This is a genomic window from Comamonas sp. DB36, from assembly GCF_057914905.1.
Genome location: NZ_CP196631.1, coordinates 526096 through 547706, shown reverse-complemented (window position 1 = coordinate 547706; position 21611 = coordinate 526096). Strand labels below are relative to the sequence as shown.

Sequence of the window (21611 nt, the reverse complement as noted above, 5' to 3'; positions counted from 1 at the left end):
AGGGGCGGAAAAATGTTCAGCGGCCATGCCGGCGTGCGGCATGGCCGAGCCGCTTTTTAATAGCGGTAGGTGTCAGGCTTGTAAGGGCCTTGCTTGGACACACCGATATAGGCCGCCTGGCCTTCGGTGAGTTCGGTCAGCATCGCGCCGACCTTCTTCAGGTGCAGGCGCGCGACCTTTTCGTCCAGCAGCTTGGGCAGCACGTAGACCTTGCCGACTTCATAGGCTTCGGGCTTGGTGAACAGCTCGATCTGGGCGATGGTCTGGTTGGCGAACGAAGCGCTCATCACGAAGCTGGGGTGGCCGGTGGCGCAGCCCAGGTTCACCAGACGGCCCTTGGCCAGCAGGATGATCTTCTTGCCGTCGGGGAACTTGATGTGGTCGACCTGGGGCTTGATTTCTTCCCACTCGTACTGCTCGATCGAAGCGACATCGATTTCGTTGTCGAAGTGACCGATGTTGCAGACGATGGCCTGGTCCTTCATCGCCAGCATGTGCTCGTGGCGGATGATGTCGCGGTTGCCGGTGGTGGTCACGAAGATATCGGCCTTGTCTGCGGCCCATTCCATGGTCACGACCTTGTAGCCTTCCATCGCGGCCTGCAGCGCGTTGATCGGGTCGATTTCCGTGACCCAGACCTGGGCGCTCAGTGCGCGCAGCGCCTGGGCGCAGCCCTTGCCCACGTCACCGTAGCCGGCGACCACGGCGACCTTGCCGGCAATCATCACGTCGGTGGCGCGCTTGATGCCGTCGACCAGCGATTCGCGGCAGCCGTACAGGTTGTCGAACTTGCTCTTGGTCACCGAGTCGTTGACGTTGATCGCGCGGAACAACAATGTGCCCTTGGCCGACATCTCGTTGAGGCGGTGCACGCCGGTGGTGGTTTCCTCGGTCACGCCTATGATCTGCGCCGACTTGCGCGTGTACCAGGTGGCGTCCACGGCCAGCTTGGCCTTGATCGCGGCGAACATGATGACTTCCTCTTCGCTGCCGGGGTTGGCCAGCACCGACAGGTCCTTCTCGGCCTTCTGGCCCAGATGCATCAGCATGGTGGCATCGCCGCCGTCGTCCAGAATCATGTTCGGGCCTTCGCCTTCGCTGCCCTTGGGGCCGAAGTCGAAGATGCGGTGGGTGTAGTCCCAGTAATCGGCCAGCGACTCGCCCTTGATCGCGAACACCGGCGTGCCGCCGTCGGCAATGGCCGCGGCTGCATGGTCCTGCGTAGAGAAGATGTTGCACGATGCCCAGCGCACTTGCGCGCCCAGGGCCTGCAGCGTCTCGATCAGCACGGCCGTCTGGATGGTCATGTGCAGCGAACCGGTGATGCGCGCGCCCTTGAGGGGCTGGGCGGCGGCGAATTCTTCGCGGATTGCCATCAGACCGGGCATTTCGGTCTCGGCGATGCGGATTTCCTTGTGGCCCCAGTTGGCCAGGGAAATGTCGGCGATGGCCGAATCAAGGGTGTTCAGAGGGATAGCTGCGTTCATGGTTTTCTCCGTTACGGATGGCAAAACCACGCTCTGGGGGGAAGACACTCACCGCACAGACGACGTGGGCGAGCGTCGTTGCTAACGCCGGACCGAAGGTCACAGGCGGGTTCCGAGCCTCACGCTCCGCCGGGCACCGGATGGTGCGGGGGGTGCGCTGCAACGCTCCTCGGAAAGCACGCATTGTACTAAAAAGCGGGCGGCATGCTGACCGCCGGCGCTTGTCCCGGGCTTGTCGAACGATGAACGGCCTGCCTAATGAGGCCCAGCGGGCCTTGCCGTAGGCGCCAGGTGCCGCACGCGCAGCGCCAGCAACAGCACCGCCGCCAGCAGCACCAGCATGCTCGCCACCAGCCCGGGCCAGCCCGTGTTCTGCAGGAACCAGCCGCCGGCCGCGCCCAGCAGGCTGGAGCCCAGGTAATAGCCCAGCAGGTACAGCGACGACGCATGGCCCTTGGCCTGCGTGGCGAGCCGGCCCACCCAGCCGCTGGCCACCGAATGCGCGGTGAAGAAGCCCATGGTCAGCAGCGCGATTCCCAGCACGATGGCGCTCAGCTGCGTCATCAAGGTCAGCAGCACGCCCAGCGCCATCAGCGCCACGCCACCGAGCAGCACGGGCGCGCGGCCGAAACGGTCGGCGAGTGCGCCTGCCACGGGCGAAGCCACCACGCCGAACAGGTAGGCGTAGAACACATGGCTGATCTGCAGCGGGCTCAGCGCATGGGGCGCGCCGGCGAGCAGAAAGCCGACATAGTTGTAGATGCTGACGAACACGCCCATCAGGCCGAAGCCGATCAGGAACAGCCACAGCAGACCGGGCTGGGCCAGATGCCGGCCCCAGGCCTGCAGATGGTAGGCCGCGCCCAGGCCCGTTTTGCGCACGAAATTGCGCGATGGCGGCAGCAGCAGATAGAAGCCTATGGCCGCGCACAGGTTGACCAGGCTCAGCGCGGCCAGCGCCATGTGCCAGTCGACGTACTCGGTCATCACGCCCATGGCCACGCGCCCGAGCATTCCGCCCAGCGCCGAACCGCCGACATACAGGCCCATCGCAAAGCCCAGGCCACGGGGCTCCATCTCTTCGGAAAGATAGGCCATGGCCACGGCCGGCACGCCGCCGAGCAGAAAGCCTTCGAGCGCGCGCGCCGCAAGAAGCGTCTCCCAGGTCGGGGCGAGGCTGGCCGCGAGATTGCACAGCGCCGCGAGCAGCATGGAGACAAACATCAACCCGCGCCGCCCCAGGCCTTCGGACAGCGCGCCGGCGAGCACGATGGACACCGCGAGGCAGCCCGTGGTCAGCGACAGCGACAGCGCGCTGGCCGCGGGCGTGACGCCGAAATGGGCGACAAACGCGGGCAGCAGCGGCTGCACGCAGTACAGCAGCGAAAAGGTCGCAAAACCCGCGAGAAACAGCGCCACGCTGATGCGGCGATAGGCCGGCGAGCCGCGCACGACCCAGGAAGCTTGCGGCGCGGCGCCGCTTGTTGGGGAAGACATGAACAGAGCAGGAGGAAGACAGACCTGCTGATTGTGCGGCGCAACACTACTTCGCGCAGCGCGCAGACCATTCACGCCCGCCGCCGCTGCACCACCATGGGAATGCCGCCGCGCGGCCCCAGGCTCAGCGCGCGGCGCGCGTGCGCCACCTGCTGCGTGCCGAGCAGGCGCAGACTGTGGCGGCGCAGGATGGTTGCGACCACGACCTTGAGTTCATACATGGCGAACGCCGCGCCCAGGCAGCGGCGCGCACCGCCGCCGAAAGGAATGTATTCGAACGGCGAGTACTTGCGCTCCAGGAAGCGCTCGGGCCGAAAGCGCCCGGGCTCGGGATAGAGCTCGGGCCGGGAATGCAGCAGCGCGCTCGAGGCGCGCAGCACCTCGCCCGCGGGAATCGTATAGCCCAGCAGCTCGAACGGTGCGCGCGCGACGCGCGCCGGATCGACCACCGGCGGATAAAGGCGCAGGCATTCCTTGCACACCACTTCGAGGTAAGGCAGGGCCGCGAGCGCTTCGGGCGCGGGCGCGGGCCCCAGGTCGGCGATTTCCCGGGCGACGCGCGCGCCCACCGCGGGCTCGCACGCAAGCCAATAGAAGATCCAGGCGAGCACCGTGGCCGTCGCCTCATGGCCCGCAAAGAGCAATCCGCGCAGCTGATCGAGGATTTGCGCATCGTCCATGGCCGCGCCGTCGTCGTAGCGCGCGGCCAGCATCCGGCCCAGCAGATCGGCACCGAGCGCTGCCGACGCGCGGCGTTCGCGCATCTGCTCGCGCAGCAGCGCACTCAATGCGTCGACCGCGCGCTGGTTCCTGGCCCAGGGGCCATGGCCGCCCAGAACGCGGCGCGCGGACGGGAAGAGAAAGAGGATCACATGCAGCGACTCGATGAGCTCGAGCACCGCCGCCCGCGTGCACGTGATGCGCGCCGCGTCCTGCATGCCGAAGACCACCCTGATCATGATGTCGAGCGTGATGCGCTGGGTCACGTCGAGCATGCGAAACGGCTGGCCCACGTCGACCTGGGCCATCTTTTCTTCGGCCACTGCGGCCATGGTTTCGCCGTCCGCGCGCAGCGCGGGCCCGGTGAACGCCGGCGCCAGGATATTGCGGTCCTGCCGGTGGCGGGCGCCGGAGATCACCACCACCGAGGTCGCGCCGAACACCGGCTCGATGAAGCCCCCGCCCCACACATCGAAGCAGTCGGGGCTGGCCGTGTAGATCGCGCGCAGCGCCTCGGGGTTGCCGGTGAAAGTGACGGGGCGCGAAAAGTAGGACACGCGAAACGGATCGCCATATCTTGCGGCCAGGCGCGCGAGCACCGGCGCCGGCGGCGTGAGCCCGGCCTGGAAGAAATTCAGCGGTCGCAGCCAGCGCGGGCCCGGCGGCAGCGCGTTCATGCCGGGCCCATGGCCGCGGCGCGGCGGTCTATGCCCAAGCGGTCCTGCGCGGCCACGGCCAGCGACAGGCTCAGCTGCGCATCGACGGCGTCGAACACGGTGTGGACCATGGCGATCGCGATCTGCGCCTGCTCGGCGCTCAGCGGCTCGCTCTTGAACGGATAGCTTCGCCCGGGGTCGACCTCGCCTTCGGCATGGGCGAGGTAATGCCGGTCGGCCAGGTAGTCGAGCCGCAGGCCGCAGTCGCGCTCGACGGCAAGCGCGAGTTCGCGGGTGTTCGCAAAGAAGGCCTCGCCGCTGGCTTCGAGCGCCTCGAGCAGCCAGAACCGCAGCGGCGTCGATTCATGCGCGAGCGCAAGCTTGGTGAATCTGGCGATGTTGCCACGGTGCAGGTCGGTGCCGGAATCGAGAAAGAGAAACTCCAGGGTATCGCTGGCGCTCCAGCCCAGGGCGTCGTCCATGCCCAGGGCATCCCAGTCATTGAGGAACAGTTCGCTGTGGGTCTCCAGCGCCTGCACCCAGCGATTGAATGCCATTTCGTCGGCCTGCTGCGGCGTCTTGAAGCGCAGCGCGTAGCGGTTCAGGTCGCGATAGCCCATGATGTCCATCACCCACATCGGAACGAAGCGCTGCAGGCGGCGCAGCGGCGGCAGCGGGCCGCTGGCCTGCAGCCAGGCGTAGAAGGGATGGCGCGCCGTGGCCGCCTTGCGGCTCTCGAGCACGCGTTGCACCTCGGCATGGCGTCCCGCGATCGACTGCGCCTGGGGCGGCTGCGCCTGGGGCCTGGGCCGCATGGGCGGCAGGCGGCAGGACGTGCGCTGCGGCACCAAGCCGCGGCCGACGTAGCTGCGCGCATAGTCGTCGAAGCAGTCGTGCATGCCGAAGAAGATGTCGAACATCGCGTTGGCCAGCGCCAGCCCCTTCTCGCGCCGCTGCGGGTCCAGTTCCTGGCGGTCGAACACGCCTTCGGACGCGATCACATGCCCCTGCTCGCGCTGCAGGTGGTAGTCGCCGAAATAGCGGTAATCGACGGCGGTCTGGCGCCGCAACTCGACCGCCAGCGGGCTCACGGCGCTGAAGAAGGCGTTGCCGCAGGCCTCGCCGGCCTCCGAATGGGCGAAGCGCAGCAGCGGATCGCCGCGATCGGCCACGGTCATCCGGGCGAAGTCGAACGCATAGCCGCGAAACGGCTCGGTCTCGGGCGCGAGGAACAGCCACCAGAGCGCGTCGGACGCGCGCCAGCCGAGCTTGTCGTCGAGATGCAGCTTGCGCCAGTCCTCGATGAACAGACGCGAGTGGGTCTCGTCCTCGTCGGTATTGCCGTTGATGACCTGCTCGAACGCGTTGGCAGCGCCTTCGAAGCGTATGAACCAGAGGTTCATGTCGCGGAAGTTCATGACGAAGTTCGCCATGATCGGCGCGATGTCGAGCTTGATCTCCAGAGGGACCTGCGCGTCGCGTATCCACGCGAAGAATGAATGGGCCGCCAGGCGTTCCTTTCGGGCGGCAGCCAGCGCTAATATGTTCTTCATCGGACAGGCTCCTCGTCGGTTGGGGCGCGCGCATCGCTCTGGCCTTATGGTCATCGAAGTCAAAACCCGGCCATGCCAGCGAATCCAGACAGCGCCCTGTCGTCAAAACCAGCGCCCGCGCCGTCATCATCGAAGCCCTCTGCGTCGGACGCCAACCGGACTGCGGCAGCGCCGCCGCGCCCCGTTTAATCCCACCGCTCCCCATAGACGCGCCGCGCTCGCTAAAATCCTGGTCTTCTTCGGATCCCGTCGCCAGGCGCTGCATCAGCGCCGCGCGCACCCGTCCGCCTTACTGCAGCCGGCCTCACCGCCAGCGACCACCCACCCGTACATGTCCTACGCTTCTGAGACCCGGCGCCGCCGCACGTTCGCCATCATTTCCCACCCGGATGCGGGCAAGACCACGCTGACCGAAAAGCTGCTGCTGTTCTCGGGCGCGATCCAGATCGCGGGCGCCGTCAAGGGCCGCAAGGCCAGCCGCCATGCGACCTCCGACTGGATGGAAATCGAAAAGCAGCGCGGCATTTCGGTGGCCTCGTCGGTGATGCAGATGTCCTACCGCGACCATGTGGTCAACCTGCTCGACACCCCGGGCCACAAGGACTTCTCCGAAGACACCTACCGCGTGCTGACGGCCGTCGATTCGGCGCTGATGGTGATCGACGCGGCCAACGGCGTCGAGGCCCAGACCCGCCGGCTGATCGAGGTCTGCCGCCAGCGCGACACCCCCATCATCACGTTCGTCAACAAGATGGACCGCGAAGTGCGCGATCCGCTGGACATCATGGACGAGGTCGAGCGCGAGCTGGGCATGCCCTGCTGCCCCATGACCTGGCCCGTGGGCCAGGGCAAGGCCTTCGGCGGCATCATCAATCTGCGCACCCGCACCATGACGGTGTTCGAGTCGGGCAGCGAGCGCCGCCCGCAGGACTTCGAGACGATTCCTCTGACCGATGTCGACAATCTGCGCGCGCGCTTTGGCGACACGTTCGACACCGCGATGGAAAGCATGGAGCTGGCCGTGGGCGCGTCGCCCGCCTGGGACCATGAGGCGTTTCTCGCCGGCAAGCTCACGCCCGTGTTCTTTGGCTCGGGCGTGAACAACTTCGGTGTGATGGAAGTGCTCGACGCCCTGGTCGACATGTCGCCTTCGCCGGGCCCGCGCGTGAGCACGCTGGTCGTCAACAAGCAGCCCGTGGTCAAGACCATAGAGCCCGAAGACACCGGTTTCTCGGGCGTGGTGTTCAAGGTCCAGGCCAACATGGATGCCAACCACCGCGACCGCATCGCGTTCGTGCGCGTGGCATCGGGCCGCTACACCCCCGGCATGAAGCTGCGCGTGCAGCGCACCGGCAAGGACATGCGTCCGACTTCGGTCGTGACCTTCATGAGCCAGCGCCGCGAAGCCGTCGAGGAAGCCTACGCGGGCGACATCATCGGCTTCACCATCCATGGCGGCGTGCAGCTGGGCGACACCATCACCGATGGCGCGGCGCTGCAGTTCACCGGCCTGCCGTTCTTCGCGCCCGAAATGTTCATGACCGTGGTGCTCAAGAACCCGCTGCGCACCAAGCAGCTGCAGCAGGGCCTGGCCCAGCTCGGCGAGGAAGGCGCGATCCAGGTGTTCAAGCCCGATGCGGGCGGCAACATGCTGCTGGGCGCGATCGGCCAGCTGCAGTTCGAAGTCGTGCAGCACCGCCTCAAGGCCGAGTACGACGCCGACATCCGCCTCGAAGGCTGCCAGTACACGGGCGCGCGCTGGATCACGGCCGACACCCCGGCCGAGCTGCGCGAGTTCGAGAACGCCTATGTGCTGCGCATGGCGCACGACGCGGCCGGCACGCTGGCGTATCTGTGCACGTCGCCCTACGACGTGCGCCTGGCGCAGGAGCGCTTTCCCAAGATCCACTTCCACCCGCTGCGCGAGCACGCGGGTCTGTCGCTGAGCAACAGCTGATCGATATGCCCTCCATGGAAACTCTGCTGCCCCTGGGACAATGGCCGCGCCCTGCGCCTGGCCAGTTGCTCGGTGTGCTCACCGATATCGACGACACCCTGACCACCGACGGCGAAGTGCCCGCACATGTGGTGGACTCCATAGGCGCGCTGCGCGGCGCCGGCCTCAAGGTCGTGCCGATCACGGGCCGCCCCGTGGGCTGGAGCGTACCTTTCGCCCAGTCCTGGCCGGTCGACGCCATCGTCGCCGAGAACGGCGCCGTGGCGCTGCGCCGCAATGCGGCCGGCGGCCTCGACAAGCTCTACCAGCAGGACGCGGCCACGCGCAGCGCCAACTTCGCGCGCATGCAGCAAGTGCTGGCGCAGATCGAGGCCACGGTGCCCGGCGCGCGCCGCGCGACCGACTCGGCGGGACGCGAATGCGACATTGCCGTGGACCACAGCGAATTCACCCAGCTGCCCCAGGCGCAGATCGACGAATGCGTGGCCATCATGCGCGCGGCCGGAATGAACGCCACCGTGAGCTCCATCCACATCAACGGCTGGTTCGGCGCGCACAACAAGTGGGACGGCGCGCAGTGGATAGTGCGCACGCTGTTCGACCGCGACCTGGCCGCGGAGCTCGATCGCTGGGTCTACATCGGCGACTCCACCAATGACCAGCTGATGTTCGAGCGCTTCGGTCACAGCTTCGGCGTGGCCAACATCGCGCGCTTCGTGCCCCAGCTCGCGCATCTGCCGCGCTATGTCACGCCCAGCGAGCGTGGCGAGGGTTTCGTCGAGCTGTCGCGCGCCATCCTGGGCAACGCGCACGCCTGATCCGGCGCGGCCTGCGCAATCGGCGATGCCATCCATCGCCGATTGCGCGCGTCGATATGAACGAATGTCGGCTATGTCAGACAACGCCCGGCCAATGGCCTCTTGCTGCGCGGCAACAGCACCTAAAATGCGCCAGCGTTCCCGTTCCTATTCCATCACCTACAAGAGACATCTGTCATGCGCATGATTCGCCGTTCCTTCGTTGTCACCTGTGTCGCGGCTGCTGCAGCCACTGCTGGCGTGCCGGCCCTTGCCCAATCCAAGGAAGTCAAGATCGGGTATGCGCTGGCGATCAACTCGCACTACGGCGCAGCCGCCCAGGCCTGGGCTGACTCGGTCGAGAAGAACACCAACAACGCCTTCAAGTTCAAGCAGTTCCCCGCCTCCGCACTGGGTGGCGAGCGCGAGCTGATCGAAGGCCTGCAGCTGGGCACCGTCGAAGCGGTGATCGTTTCCACCGGCGCGCTGAGCAACTTCGTTCCCGACGTGGGCGTGGTCGACATTCCTTTCCTGTTCCGTGACACCACGCATGCGCGCGCCGTGCTCGACGGCGCTTTCGGCCAGGAACTGCTGGGCAAGTTCCAGAAGCGCGGCCTGATCGCGCTGGCCTGGGGCGAGCAAGGCTTTCGCCACCTGACCAACAACAAGCACGCGGTGCAGAGCGTTGCCGACCTCAAGGGCCTGAAGATCCGCGTGACCGAGAACCCGGTGCACATCACGGCCTTCCGCACGCTGGGCGCTTCGCCCACGCCCATGTCCTGGCCCGAAGTGATTGGCGCGCTGCAGCAGGGCACGATCGACGGCCAGGAAAACCCGATCTCGGTGCTGTCGTCGGCCAAGCTGTGGCAAGTGCAAAAGCACCTGACGCTGACCGCCCATGTCTACGCGCCTGTCGCACTGATCGTCTCGCCCGGCTTCTGGGCCAGCCTGAACGACACGCAGAAGGCCGCGTTCACGCAAGGCGCCAAGAGCGGCGCCCTGGCCTCGCGCGCGTTTGTCGACGCGGTCGAGAAGAAGGGCGTGGAAGAAGCCAAGTCGCACGGCATGCAGGTCGTGGAAAAGATCGACCAGGCCGCTTTCCGCAAGGCGCTCGAGCCCGCATACAAGCAATACGCCACGAAGTTCGGCCAGAAGACGCTGGACTCGATTTCCAACACGAAGTGATCCCCGCGCATTCCGGGCCGCCGCGGCCCGGAATGCGCACCGCACGCGCCGGGCCGGTCCCGGCGCGCGCCGTGACTCCTTTTCAGAAAGCGGCTGCGCCGGCAAGCAGCCGAAATGCATATGCTTGAACGAATCGAACGCGCCCTGGTCGCCTGCAACCGCTGGCTGCTCATCGTGCTGCTGCTGGCCATGGCCTGCATCGTCTTTGCCAATGTGGTGCTGCGCTACACCACGGGCGACTCCATTGTCTGGGCCGAGGAAGTCGCGCGCCACATGATGATCTGGGTCACGTTCCTCGGCGCGGGCCTGGTGCTGCGCTTTGGCGGCCATGTCGCGATCGACAACCTGCACCGCGCAGTGAGCACGCGCTCGGCCCGCATCCTGCGCACCATCGTGGTCGTGGGCATTGCGGGCTTTTGCGTCTTCATGACCTACTTCTCGGTGCTCTATGCCTGGGCCACGCGCTTCCAGACCACGGCCGCGACCGACATCCCGATTTCCTATATCTATCTCGCGATGCCCGTGGGCTTCGCGCTGATGCTGGTGCACCTGCTTTTCGTTGCGCGCAACTACATCACGGCCGGCGACTACGCCCAGTCCGAAGAGATGAATGCGGACGCCGCAGCGTCCATCTGAGAGGTTCAAGCATCATGGGTATCACCCTTTTCATTGCCATCATCGTCCTGCTCGTGCTGGGCTTTCCGGTGGCCTTCGCGCTGGCGATCTCGGCGGCGCTGGCCGTGCTGGTCGGCGGCCGCTACCCCCAGCTGGTGGTGTTCAAGGAAATGTTCACCGGCATCGACAGCTTTCCGCTGATGGCCGTGCCATTTTTCATTCTGTCGGCCGAACTGATGTCGGGCGGCGCGCTGACCCATGTGCTGCTGCGCTTTGCCGCGCAGTTCGTCGGTCACCTGCGCGGCGGCCTGGGCTATGCCAACGTGCTGTCGCTGACGCTGTTCTCGGGCATCTCCGGCTCGGCCCTGGCCGACGCCGCGGGCCCGGGCTCGATGATGGTCAAGATGATGGACAAGGCCGGCTACGCCCGCCCGTACGCCGCGGCGCTCACGGCGAGCACGGCCATCGTCGGCCCCATCATTCCGCCATCGGTCAGCATGATCATCTATGCGATGCAGGATGAGAACGTCTCGGTCGGCGGGCTGTTCATGGCGGGCTTCATTCCCGGCATCCTGATCGCGCTGGCCATGGCCGGCGTCAACTGGTGGGTCTGCAAGAAGCGCAACTACCACTCGTCCGAGCCGCGTCCGACCGCACGCGAAATGTGGGTCACGAGCTTCAAGGCGATTCCCGCGCTGATGCTGATCGTGCTGATCGTCGTCGGCATCCGTTTCGGCATCTTCACGCCCACCGAAGCTTCGGTGGTCGCGGTGTTCTACGCACTGGTCTGCGGCAAGTGGATCTACCGCACGCTCGAATGGAAAGCGATTCCCGGCATCACCGCACGCTCGGCCATGCTCACGGCTTCGGTGCTGCTGGTGATGGCGACTTCGGCGGCCTTTGCCTGGGTGCTGACGGTGGAAGGCATTCCGCAGTATCTGTCCGAGCTGATCGTCAGCTGGCAGCTGTCGCCGACCCTGTTCCTGGTCGCGGTCAACATCCTGCTGCTGGTGTTCGGCATCTTCATGGAGCCTCTGCCCGGCGTGATGATCCTGGTGCCCATCCTGGCGCCGATCGCCTTCAGCCTGGGAATCGATCCCACGCACTTCGCCATGGTGGTGATCGTCAACCTGACGCTGGGAATGATCACCCCGCCGGTCGGCGGCCTGCTGTTCGTCACAGCGGTCGCGACGCGCGTGACCATCACCGACCTGACGCGCGAAATGCCGCTGTTCCTGCTGGCCCATCTGGTGGTGCTGATACTGCTGACCTTCATTCCCGAGCTGTCGACCTGGCTGCCGCATTCGCTGGGCTTCCAGTAAACCGCGCCCTGCTCTGCTGCCAAGGCCCCGCATGTCGGGGCCTTTTTTCATGGTGCGGCCGGTGGCATGCGGGTCAGAACACCGCTGACGCAGAAAAACACAATCAAAACTATCAAAGATTGAATACAATAGTATTTATCAATGATGCATTACCGGGACTGGCACGCCGAGTCCCGGGAAAGCTTGCCCACCGCCGCGAGGTAGGCCATTCAGCGCCTTGCATCTTGATGGAAAAAACAACTCCTCAAGAGCCAAATATGAAATTCATCATTACGTCACTTGCGCTGCTGACCTGCCTCCTCTCGGCGCATCCCGCCAAGGCGGATGCCGCGGCTTCAGGCCCGCCGGCCGCACAGGCCGCGGCAATCAGCAATGACTTCAGCTACCTGCGCTACCGCGCCGACCATGAAGTGCATGCGGATGCCAGCAGTGCATCGACCGAAAGCGTCGAGATCCTGCTGAAGACCAAGGCGGCCGTCGACCAGTTCAGCCAGATTTACCAGAGCTACAGCGAAAAGATGGAGACGCTGGAAGTGCTCTCGGCCTATACCCTGACCGCCGACGGCCAGCGCCATGACGTGGCGCCGGAACGCATCTATACCCAGGAAAGCCATTCCAGTGCGGCGGCGCCTATCTATGCCGACCGCAAGGTGCGCGTCATCGTGTTTCCCCACCTGGCTCCCGGCAATCGTCTGGCCTACCAGATCCGACGCACGCGCAAGATCCCCTCTTTCCCCGGCTACTTCAGCCTGTGGAACACCTTCAGCGTATTCCACCAGTATGAAAATGCCGAAGTCACCCTGACGGCGCCGGCCGACATGCCCATGCATGTGTTCAGTCGCGATGTGCAAGGCAGCAATACCGCGACCCTGAGCGACGGCCGCGCCCACTGGCGCTGGCAGTATCAGCGCGCGCAGCCGCTGGCGGTGCAGAACCGCGTGGCGCCGGTGTGGACCTTCAGCCCGACCATCATGGCCAGCACCTATGGCGACTGGGCACAGCTTGCCAGGGCCTATCAGGTCAAGGCCAAGCCAGCGGCCGAAGTCACGCCGGCCATCCGCGTCCTGGCGGAGAAGATCACGCAGGGCATGACGCAGCGCCGTGCCCAGGCCGCGGCCTTGCACCATTGGGTTGCACAGAACATTCGCTATGTCGCGGTATATCTGGGCAATGGCGGCCTGGAGCCCAACAGCGCGCAAAGCGTTCTGGACCACCGCTATGGAGATTGCAAGGACCATGTCGTCCTGCTGGAAGCGCTGCTCGCAGCCAAGGGCATCGCCAGTTCGCCGGTGCTGATAGGCGCGGGAGGCGGTCCGGTTCTGCCCAGCATTCCCATGGTCGAGCGTTTCAACCATGCGCTGACCTACCTCCCCGAGTTTGATCTGTATGTGGACTCGACCACTCCCTGGGCGCGTTTTGGCCAGTTGCCCGCCGAGGACCTGGGTGCCCCGGTGCTGCACACCCAGGAGGCCAGGCTGGCCTACACGCCGCACAGGGATCTTGTGCGCAACCGCAACGGCGTCACGGTGGACCTGGTTTTCGACGCAGCGGGCAACCTGCACGGCCGGACGCGGCTGGAATTGAGCGAAGCCGACGAAATCCACCATCGTGCCCAGTTCTCCCAGCTCAATGCCCAGAACCGCACCGCTGTGGAGGAGTCCTTGATGGCCGCCTGCGGCATGGATGGCCGTGGACGCATCGAGATGAAGGGCGACCCCTTAGACCTAAGTCGCCCGTTCAACTCCTCCACCTATGTCTTTCAGGCGAGCGAATTCCTGGATTTCAGCATGGTGGGCGGCATCGTCGTACCGCCGCCGCCGGGCAGCTGGTCCATTCGCAGCCTGGCATCGAGCACCGCCGCCCCGGCGAACGCCACGCCGTTTGCGTGCGACGCGGGACTGCGGGATGAAACCTATCACCTGGAGTTTCCCGCCCACATCCCCATCATCGCCATTCCCGCCAACCGGCAGTTCCGCAATTCGGCCGGAGAGTACCGGGCGGAATGGACACGCCAGGGCCAGCGCGTGAGCGTTCGCCACCGGCTGCAATTGAATGCGATACGCGGCACCTGCACGCTGTGCGAGCCGCAGGACTACCCCGAGCTGCGTGCGCTGTTCCAGCAGGTGCACCGCGGTTTTCGTGGCCAGATCGTCCATGGCAAGCAGTCGGATGACGCCCTCCAGCCGCCCGAGCTGTGAGCAAGCCCTGACGCCGCCGGCCCGGCAATGGCCGGCACATCGATCGGGCGCAGATGCTGTTGCCCATCGCTGCCGGCATGCGCTTGGGGCATTGCGGCTTGACGACCTGGCTGGCGCGCTTGCCGGGCAGCGACGCGCAAAAAAAAGTCCCGCATTTTGTGCGGGACCTTTTCTGTTCATGCCTGGGGATGCTCGATCAGCTTTCCCAGCCGGAATGCTTTTCGCACAAAGCCTTGGTGCTCTTGCCTTTGGGCGTTTCGGCGAAACGCGCCAGGCTGCCCTTGAAGTCTTCGGGTGTTTCGTTCCAGACGCAGGTGCAGTACGCCTGGGCCATGGTCTGGCCCTTGATCAGGCTCTTGTCGTTTCCGCCGGTGTAGTTCTCATTGGATGCCTTGATGCAGGCCGCGTATTGGCTGTCTCCGGCCGGCGGCTTGTTGTAGTCCGTGGCAGCCATTGCGGCCCCCGTCGACGCCAGCACTGCGGCGGACACAAAGGCAAAGAACAGTTTTTTCATTTTGGGGAGGTGTGTTTGCAAAAAGATTTTTGCCTGCCGAAGCTACCACCACCGATAAATAAAGTAATGAAATTTACAAAATGTAACTTATAGGCCTTTGGCGCAAGCCACGGGCAGCTCAGCCGCCGACAATGGCCGCTACGTCCAGCACATACATCTGGCGCTGGTGTTCATGCACCGAGTCGATGCAGACCTCGCGGCCGTCGCGGCTCCAGCGCGGATGCAGGTCGCAGCGGTTTTCCTTGCTCAGGTCGGGCGTCGCGTAGAAGCTGCCCAGGTTGCGGCGCTCGCCGGTCTGCATGTCGAACAGGAACAGGAAGCGCTCATGCGTCTTGTCGTCGGGGTAGGTGTCGCTGAGCATCCAGCGCGTGCTCACGGGCGAGAACGTCATGTGGCCGTTCTCGACCAGCACGCCGCGACCGACCACCTGCACTTCACCGCCTTCCATGTCATGGTAGAGGTGGTAGTGGATCTCGCCTGCGTGCGGCCCCCAGACGATGATGTGGCTGTCGTCCTGCCACAGCGGGTGGGAGATCTGGTATTCGGACTTCTCGTAGTCGAACGTGCCGACGGCGCTGGGGTCGAAGTCGGCGGCCAGCTGCGGCAGCGGGTGGTCCGAGCATTCGAGCAGGCGCATGTCCGAACCGTCGGGATTCATGGTGATCAGGCGGTGCAGGAAGCAGGTTTCGTCCTTGACACGCTCGGTCCAGCGGTGCAGGAACAGCATGCGCGACGATGAGGGATTGACTTCGATGTGACTCACCCAGTGGATGGCCTTGTCCATCGACGCCTTTGGATGGAAGGCCTTGAGGTCGGCATAGCTGACCAGCAGCGCGGCGTCACCCGTGCCCATGTCCATGCGCCAGATGCCGTCGTCGGCCGGTGCCAGCGGCAGCGCGAACGGGCCGCCGGCTTCGCTGTAGCCAATGGTCTCGTGCGTCACATAGAGGCGCCGGTAGTTGACCGACAGCGCCCACTGGCTGCTGGGCGCGACCACATAGACCGGCATGGGCAGCACGCGGCGCGCCAGGGTGTCGACATCGACCACCACCGCGCCAAAGCCGGGGTAGCGTGCCGTCATGTCGCCCGTGCGGTCGTTGTAGACCAGCTGCCGGCCGGCAGCGCCGGCCAGCCACTGCAGCTGGCTGCCCATCTGCCAGTTCCAGGCACCGGTCTCGCCCACGGCGTGGAAGCGGTCGCCGTCCAGCGTGTCGAAATAGCCTATGGTGGCCTTGGCGTCGGGCGTCAGATACTGGTCCATCGCGGGCGTGCGCTGGGCAGCGATCAGGCGGTTGCTGCGGTCCCAGTTGGACTTGTTGTAGTAGCCGAAGAAATGGTGCTGGCTGCCATCGCCCACGCGGCGGCAGGGCACATAGGGGGCGGCGTTGTAAGAGTCGGTCATACGGAAAGTGGGAGGCTCAAATGAAGCTGCCCGGTGGTCCGGGCAGAGGAATAACGGGGCTGCGCCCGGGTCCGGCCTCAGTCGGCCGAGACCTTGCCCTCGAGGATCACGCGGTCCCAGCGGACTTTTTCCTGGGCGACAAAGCGCTGGGCTTCGGGCAGGCTGTTGGCCACGGCCGTCATGCCCTGGTCTTCGAGGCCCTTGCGGAACTCGGGCGTGTTGATCACCTTGCGCACATCGGCGCTGATCTTCTCGACAATCGCCTGCGGCACCTTGGCCGACACCGCGACCGTGGTCCAGGACGTGGCTTCAAAGCCCTGGATGCCGGCTTCGGTCGCCGTCGGCACGTCGGGCAGCGCGGCCAGGCGCTGCTTGCCGGTCACGGCCAGCGCCTTCATCTTTCCGCCGCGGATGTGGCCCAGCACCGTGGGCGGGTTCTCGAACATCAGCTGTATCTGGTTGCCCAGCAGGTCGTTGAGCGCGGCCGAGCTGCCGCGGTAGGGCACGTGCACGATGGGCGCACCCGACTGCAGCTTGTACAGCTCGCCCATCATGTGCACCGACGAGCCCACGCCGGCCGAGCCGAAGTTGACCGTGCCCGGCTCCTTCTTGGCCAGCGCCGTGAGCTGCTGCAGGTCCTTGACCGGCAGGCCCGGCGAAGCCACCACCACGTGGGGCATTTCCGCCAGCACCGTGACCACGCGCAGGTCGGTGGCCGGGTTGTACGACAGCTTCTTGTAGATGCCGTAGGCCGCGTGCAGGCCTATGGAGCCGACCATCAGCGTATAGCCGTCGGCGGGCTGGTCGACCACATAGCGGCCGCCCAGGTGACCGCCCGCGCCGGGCTTGTTCTCGACCACCACCGTCTGGCCCCACAGCCGGCTGAGCTTGTCGGCCAGCATGCGCGCCTGCACATCCGAGCTGCCGCCGGCGGTGAACGGCACGATGATGCGCACCTGGCGCGACGGGTTGGGAAAGGCGGCGTCGCTGGACCAGGCGCTGGCCGAGCAGGCCATGAGGGTGGCGGCCAGGGCGGTCAGTCCGAAATGGCGGCGGGCGATTTTATTCATGGGAATGCCTCTTGGGAAATACGGCCGCTGTGCGCGACCTTGTCTGGTGTGAGGCCAGTGTAGGCAGCCCAGACCAGACGACAAAATGCATTTTTTCGCGCCATCTATACAGGATTGGTATACCCTCGCGCCATGCCCCGCCCTCTGAGCTTTCGCGAAATCGAAGCCTTCCGCGCCGTGATGCAGGCCGGAACGACCACCGCCGCCGCGCAGCTGCTGCACACCACCCAGCCATCCGTCAGCCGCCTGCTGGCGCAGATGCAGGCCGGCGCCGGCCTCAAGCTGTTCGACATGCACAAGGGCCGGCTGCGGCCCACGCCCGAAGCGCTGGAGCTGTTTGCCACGGTGCAGCAGCACTTCGTCGGCCTGGAGCGCATAGAGCGCGACCTGCAGGGCCTGCGGCTGTCGGGCGCGGGCACGCTGCGCATAGGCTGTACGCCGGCATTGGGCCTGTCGGTGCTGCCCGCGGTAGTGCATGCGTTCGCGCAGCAGCACCCGAGCACGCCGCTCAGCCTGCAGACTCTGGGCACCTCGCATCTGCGCGAAGGCCTGCAGCTGGGCCAGTTCGATCTGGTGGTCAGCACCATGGCCATAGAGGCACCCGATCTCAGCGCCAGCGTGCTGCACCGCAGCCAGGCGGTCTGCGTGATGCACCCGGGCCATGCGCTGGCGCAGCGCGACGAACTGCATGTCAGCGACCTGGCCGACCAGCTGCTGCTCACGCTCAACGCCGATGACAACATCTTCCTGCAGCTGCAGCAGACCATGCAGCGCCACGGCGTGCAGGCGCGCTCGACCATAGAGACCACTTACTCCTCGACCATCTGCTGCCTCGCGGCCGAAGGCACGGGCATAGGCGTGGTCAACCCCTATGTGGCGAGCAAGTTTGCCGCGGAGCTGGCGATTCGGCCGCTGCTGCCGCAGTGCGCGGTCGAGATCGCGCTGGCCCTGCCGTTGCACCGCGCACCTTCGGCGCGCGCCGATGTCTTCGTGCAGCTGCTGCAGCAGCATCTGCAGACCGGCAAGGGTCCGGGCTAGCCGACGCGCATCAAAGGCCTCGGGGCGCGGGCACGCCGATCTGGCGACGAATGCGCGCCATGAAGTCCTGGTCCCGAGTGCTTTCCTGGGCGGCCTGGGCCACGAGGCGCGCCGCACTCGCCGGCACATCGCCGGCCAGCAGCTTGCCCGTGCAGTGGCTCAGGCGCGCCGGCACCGCGCCGCGCAGGAAATAATGCGCCACCTTCTCGTCGACGCATGGATCGCCGTAGGGAAACACGCCATGCGCGTATTCGTCTTCCACCACGATCAGGCGTGCGTTCGGCAAGCTGTCGAGGTTTGCCTGCGCGCCTTCCACGGGGGTCAGCGCGTCGTAGCGGCTTTGCAGCAGCAGCAAGGGCAAGGCCGTGGCCGCCGCCGACAATGGCGGCCTGACGGCGCGCGGCGCGCCCCAGTAAAGGCAGGGGTTCTCGGTGGCCGCGCCGCCGAAGAACGGATAGCGCGCCGCGTAGTCGTTGCCCACATCAATCCAGTACTGCTCGCTGGCACGCGTCGCCAGGTCATTGCAGCGCACGCTGACATTCACCGCCGCCGGCGGCGCCAGCAGTATGCTGGCGCGCGCCGGCGCGGCCAGCAACCGGTCCGCTAGGCGATGCGCAAAAAAGACTGCGGCCTGGTTTTCCTCCGCGGCGGGAATGAAGGCATGGGCGTCGATCGCGGCGTGCAGCTGGTCGGCATCGGCCATGGGAAGCTGCTCGCGCAAGGCGTTCAAATGGATGCCCGCATTCAGCAGCAGGCCGTTGCGGTCGATCAGCGCGGAATCATTGAAATTGAGCGCGGAAAACAGCTGCGACTTGATGGCCGGAGCCAGCGCCAGTAGCGTCGCGCGCAATGCGATGGCGCTGCTGCCCAGGTTGAACAATTCCGGATGGCGGGCAACATAGGGCAGCAGGATTTCGTCCATCGTGCGCTGGTGCCCCATTTCCCGCTGCAAGGTGGCGGCGTCGAAGTCCGCGCCTACATCCATGCTGCTGTCGAGCAGCATATGCCCCACGCGGTCGGGAAACAGGCTCGCGTACCAGGTGCCCAGCCAGGAGCCATAGGAGTAGCCGATGTAATTGAGCTGGCGGTCTCCCAGCAGCGCGCGCAGCAGATCCATGTCGCGTGCCGTGGCGTCGGTATGGATATGCGGGCTCAAGGGATTGGTGCGGCAGGCGTCGGCCTCCAGGCGCGCGTTGCGCAATGCATTGCCTACATTCTGCGGACTGCGGTCGAAGCTCAGGTTGAACTGGATTTCATTCAATTCCGCCGATTCGCACGTCAGGGGGCTGCTCGCTCCCACGCCACGCGGTGCAAAGCCGACGAGGTCGTAGCGGTTGGCAAGCTGCATCAGCAGCTGGCCCGTCGCGCTGTCGGGCTTGGCATAGCGCCACGCCGCGGCTTGCACCGCCGCGAAGCCCGTGCCGTCGCCGCCCGGACCGCCGGGGTTGAAAAAGATCGCTCCCACACGTTTCCACGGCTGCTCGGCCGCCACCCGGAGCACGGCCACCTGCAGCTCGCCGCGGTCAGGATGGCTGTAATCGAGCGGCGCGCGTATCAGCGTGCATTGCGCGCGTGCGCCCAGCTGCGTCAGCGCATGGGCCGCTTCTTCGCCCAGTTGGTCGGGATCGCAGGCCTGCCAATCGAGCCGCTGCTGTGCAAACGCGGTCCAGGGGTCCTCGGGCGAGGAGCCGCCGCAGGCGACCAGCAGTGCGGCGAGCAGCCCGGCACCGGCCAGGCGCAAGGAATGCAAAAGCGATGAAAGGTGCACTGTCATGGTGGTCTGCGGTTATGCACCGGCTTTGCCCGCAAGCGCCTTGCCCGCACAGCTGCTGTTGCGCGGCGGCAGCGTGCCCTGCAGGAAGTAGTTCGCAACCTGGGTGTCGACGCACTCCGTGCCATAGGGAAACAGGCCGTGCTGGTACTCGTTCTCGACCAGGATCATGCGTGCGCCCGGCAATGCGGCCAGCGTCGCCTGCGCGCTCTCGACGGGCGTTGCGCCGTCGTAACGGCTTTGCAGCATCAGTATCGGCAAGCCTGCGATCGTCGACAGCGGCGGGATGGTGCGCGACGATACGGGCCAGTACACACAGGGCTTGGACGCCGTGTCGCCGCCCACCATGGGATAGCGCGCCACCTGGTCGTTGCTGACGCCCAGCCAGTACGCCGCATCGCCCGCGGTTCCGGTGTCGTTGCAGCGCACGGCCATGTTCACCGTGAACTCGGGCAGCAGCCGCAGCGCGCCCTGCGCGTCGGTTTCTATCCAGTCCGCCTTCACGGCCTGGTTCTCGTCGCCCGCCAGGGCCTCGATCAGCTCGCGCGCCAGCCGCGCCACGGCGACATTGACCCGCGGCACGGGCGCGAAGAGATGGCTGTCGACCAGGGCCAGCAGAGCGTCATTGTCGGCGTCCGGGTGGGAACGCATCAACGCGTCCAGACCCAGCGCCGCGCTCATGCGCAGCACCGCGCGCTCGAGCAGCGAGGAGTCCATGAAGTCCATGTCGTCGAACAAGGCCTCCTTGAGCGAAGACGGCAGCGCCAGCAGCGCGGCGCGCAGTTCGGACGCACTGCCCAGTGCCAGCGTGTCCCGGTGACGCTCGGCGAAGGGCAGCATGATCTCGTCCAGGATGCGCTGATTGGCCATGTCCTGCAGCATGAATTGATCGTCGAGGCGCTGCGTCACATCCAGGCTGCTGTCGAGCAGCATGCGGCCCACGCGCTGCGGGAACAGCCGCGCGTACCAGCTGCCCAGCCAGGTGCCGTAGGAGTAGCCGATGTAGTTCAGCTGGGCATCGCCCAGCACGGCGCGCAACAGGTCCATGTCGCGCGCCGTGGCTTCGGTGTGGATATGCGCGCTCAGCGGATTGTCGAGGCAGGCGCGGGCCATGCGCTGCGCATTGCGCTGCGCGCGCTGCAGGTTTTCAGCGCTGCGATCAAAGGTCAGGCTGTCCTGGTCCTCAAAGGTTCCGGGCACATCGCAGATCAGCGGATGACTCGCGCCCGTGCCGCGCGGCGAGAAGCCGATCACATCGAAACGCTGGCTCATTTCACGCAACTGCGTGCCGCTGACATCGTCGGGGCTGGCCAGCGCCCACTGCATGCCATGGACCAGCGCCGAAGCCAGGCCGTCCTCTCCCGGGCCACCGGGGTTGAACACTATCGCCCCCAGCCGGCGCTGGGGCTGGGCCGCGGCCACGCGCAGCAGCTCTATCTGCAATACGCCCTCGCCGGGATGGTCGTAATCCAGCGGCACGCGCAGCAGTGCACAGCGGGTGCGATCCGGCAACGCAGCGAGAAGCGCCTCCTGGTCCTGGCCTATGCGTTCGGGCACACAGGCTTGCCAATCGAGCGTCTGCTGCGTGAATTCGGCCAATGGATAGGGCGGACTGTGCTGCGCATCGACCTCGGTGCCACCGCAGGCGACGAGCATGGCGCAGACCAGAGCGCCGCCCGCCAGGCCGGCCCAACGCGCGCGGGAGAAACCCGGGAGATTCCTTGCCACCGCGCCCCAAAAATCCTGACCGGCCTCGAACATAAAACGCCTTTGCACAACGACTTGGAGACCATTTAGTCACCGCACCGGGAAAAGGTTCCGTCCATGGG

General features: G+C 65.9%; 16 protein-coding genes and 1 riboswitch. Of the genes, 7 read left to right on the top strand and 9 right to left on the bottom strand.

Annotated features, from left to right (window positions below; genetic code table 11):
• Positions 1-56 precede the first annotated feature (56 nt).
• From ahcY to ACSVDO_RS02530, 4 genes are all read right to left on the bottom strand, one after another.
• Entirely contained in the window at positions 57-1487 is a 1431-nt protein-coding gene (gene ahcY / locus ACSVDO_RS02545; protein ID WP_489594785.1) for an adenosylhomocysteinase, read from the bottom strand.
• A gap of 63 nt (positions 1488-1550) precedes the next feature.
• Positions 1551-1664, bottom strand: a riboswitch (S-adenosyl-L-homocysteine riboswitch).
• 78 nt (positions 1665-1742) lie between these two features.
• Positions 1743-2984, bottom strand: a complete 1242-nt coding sequence (locus ACSVDO_RS02540; RefSeq protein ID WP_332533851.1) for an MFS transporter — start codon at positions 2982-2984, stop codon at positions 1743-1745.
• A 71-nt stretch (positions 2985-3055) separates the two neighbouring features.
• Complete coding sequence (locus ACSVDO_RS02535) at positions 3056-4381, bottom strand: cytochrome P450 (RefSeq protein ID WP_489594784.1); 1326 nt, start codon at positions 4379-4381, stop codon at positions 3056-3058.
• The gene (locus ACSVDO_RS02530) at positions 4378-5913 is read right to left on the bottom strand and encodes a hypothetical protein (protein WP_489594783.1); all 1536 of its coding nucleotides are present in this window, start codon (positions 5911-5913) and stop codon (positions 4378-4380) included. Before ACSVDO_RS02530 ends, ACSVDO_RS02535 begins: the two co-directional genes overlap by 4 nt.
• A 331-nt stretch (positions 5914-6244) precedes the next feature.
• Between ACSVDO_RS02530 and ACSVDO_RS02525 the strand changes: the two genes are divergently transcribed.
• From ACSVDO_RS02525 to ACSVDO_RS02500, 6 genes are all read left to right on the top strand, one after another.
• Positions 6245-7870, top strand: coding sequence for a peptide chain release factor 3 (locus tag ACSVDO_RS02525; protein ID WP_332533848.1), 1626 nt, complete (start codon positions 6245-6247; stop codon positions 7868-7870).
• Between the two features lie 5 nt (positions 7871-7875).
• The gene (locus ACSVDO_RS02520) at positions 7876-8688 is read left to right on the top strand and encodes an HAD-IIB family hydrolase (RefSeq protein ID WP_489594782.1); all 813 of its coding nucleotides are present in this window, start codon (positions 7876-7878) and stop codon (positions 8686-8688) included.
• A 177-nt stretch (positions 8689-8865) separates the two neighbouring features.
• Positions 8866-9852, top strand: a complete 987-nt coding sequence (locus tag ACSVDO_RS02515) for a TRAP transporter substrate-binding protein (RefSeq protein ID WP_489594781.1) — start codon at positions 8866-8868, stop codon at positions 9850-9852.
• Positions 9853-9972: 120 nt separating this feature from the next.
• Entirely contained in the window at positions 9973-10488 is a 516-nt protein-coding gene (locus ACSVDO_RS02510) for a TRAP transporter small permease (protein ID WP_489594780.1), read from the top strand.
• A gap of 14 nt (positions 10489-10502) precedes the next feature.
• Positions 10503-11789 (top strand): TRAP transporter large permease, encoded by a 1287-nt coding sequence (locus tag ACSVDO_RS02505; RefSeq protein WP_332533844.1) that lies wholly within the window; start codon positions 10503-10505, stop codon positions 11787-11789.
• A gap of 257 nt (positions 11790-12046) precedes the next feature.
• Entirely contained in the window at positions 12047-13987 is a 1941-nt protein-coding gene (locus ACSVDO_RS02500; RefSeq protein WP_489594779.1) for a DUF3857 domain-containing protein, read from the top strand.
• A 196-nt stretch (positions 13988-14183) separates the two neighbouring features.
• Here the strand turns inward: ACSVDO_RS02500 and ACSVDO_RS02495 are convergent, their stop codons facing one another.
• The 3 genes from ACSVDO_RS02495 to ACSVDO_RS02485 all read right to left on the bottom strand — a co-directional run bounded on the left by ACSVDO_RS02495 (position 14184) and on the right by ACSVDO_RS02485 (position 16919).
• Complete coding sequence (locus tag ACSVDO_RS02495; RefSeq protein WP_332533842.1) at positions 14184-14501, bottom strand: hypothetical protein; 318 nt, start codon at positions 14499-14501, stop codon at positions 14184-14186.
• 118 nt (positions 14502-14619) lie between these two features.
• Positions 14620-15903 (bottom strand): hypothetical protein, encoded by a 1284-nt coding sequence (locus ACSVDO_RS02490; RefSeq protein WP_489594778.1) that lies wholly within the window; start codon positions 15901-15903, stop codon positions 14620-14622.
• Positions 15904-15980: 77 nt separating this feature from the next.
• Complete coding sequence (locus ACSVDO_RS02485; RefSeq protein ID WP_489596314.1) at positions 15981-16919, bottom strand: Bug family tripartite tricarboxylate transporter substrate binding protein; 939 nt, start codon at positions 16917-16919, stop codon at positions 15981-15983.
• 186 nt (positions 16920-17105) lie between these two features.
• Here ACSVDO_RS02485 and ACSVDO_RS02480 point away from each other — a divergent pair, with 186 nt between their 5' ends.
• Positions 17106-18011: a LysR family transcriptional regulator gene (locus tag ACSVDO_RS02480; RefSeq protein ID WP_489594777.1), complete on the top strand. Its 906-nt coding sequence runs from the start codon at positions 17106-17108 to the stop codon at positions 18009-18011.
• Between the two features lie 10 nt (positions 18012-18021).
• Here ACSVDO_RS02480 and ACSVDO_RS02475 read toward each other — a convergent pair whose 3' ends face one another.
• Together ACSVDO_RS02475 and ACSVDO_RS02470 are read right to left on the bottom strand one after the other, a co-directional pair.
• The gene (locus tag ACSVDO_RS02475) at positions 18022-19785 is read right to left on the bottom strand and encodes an alpha/beta fold hydrolase (RefSeq protein ID WP_489594776.1); all 1764 of its coding nucleotides are present in this window, start codon (positions 19783-19785) and stop codon (positions 18022-18024) included.
• A gap of 12 nt (positions 19786-19797) precedes the next feature.
• Entirely contained in the window at positions 19798-21438 is a 1641-nt protein-coding gene (locus ACSVDO_RS02470; RefSeq protein ID WP_489594775.1) for an alpha/beta hydrolase, read from the bottom strand.
• Between the last annotated feature and the right edge of the window lie 173 nt (positions 21439-21611).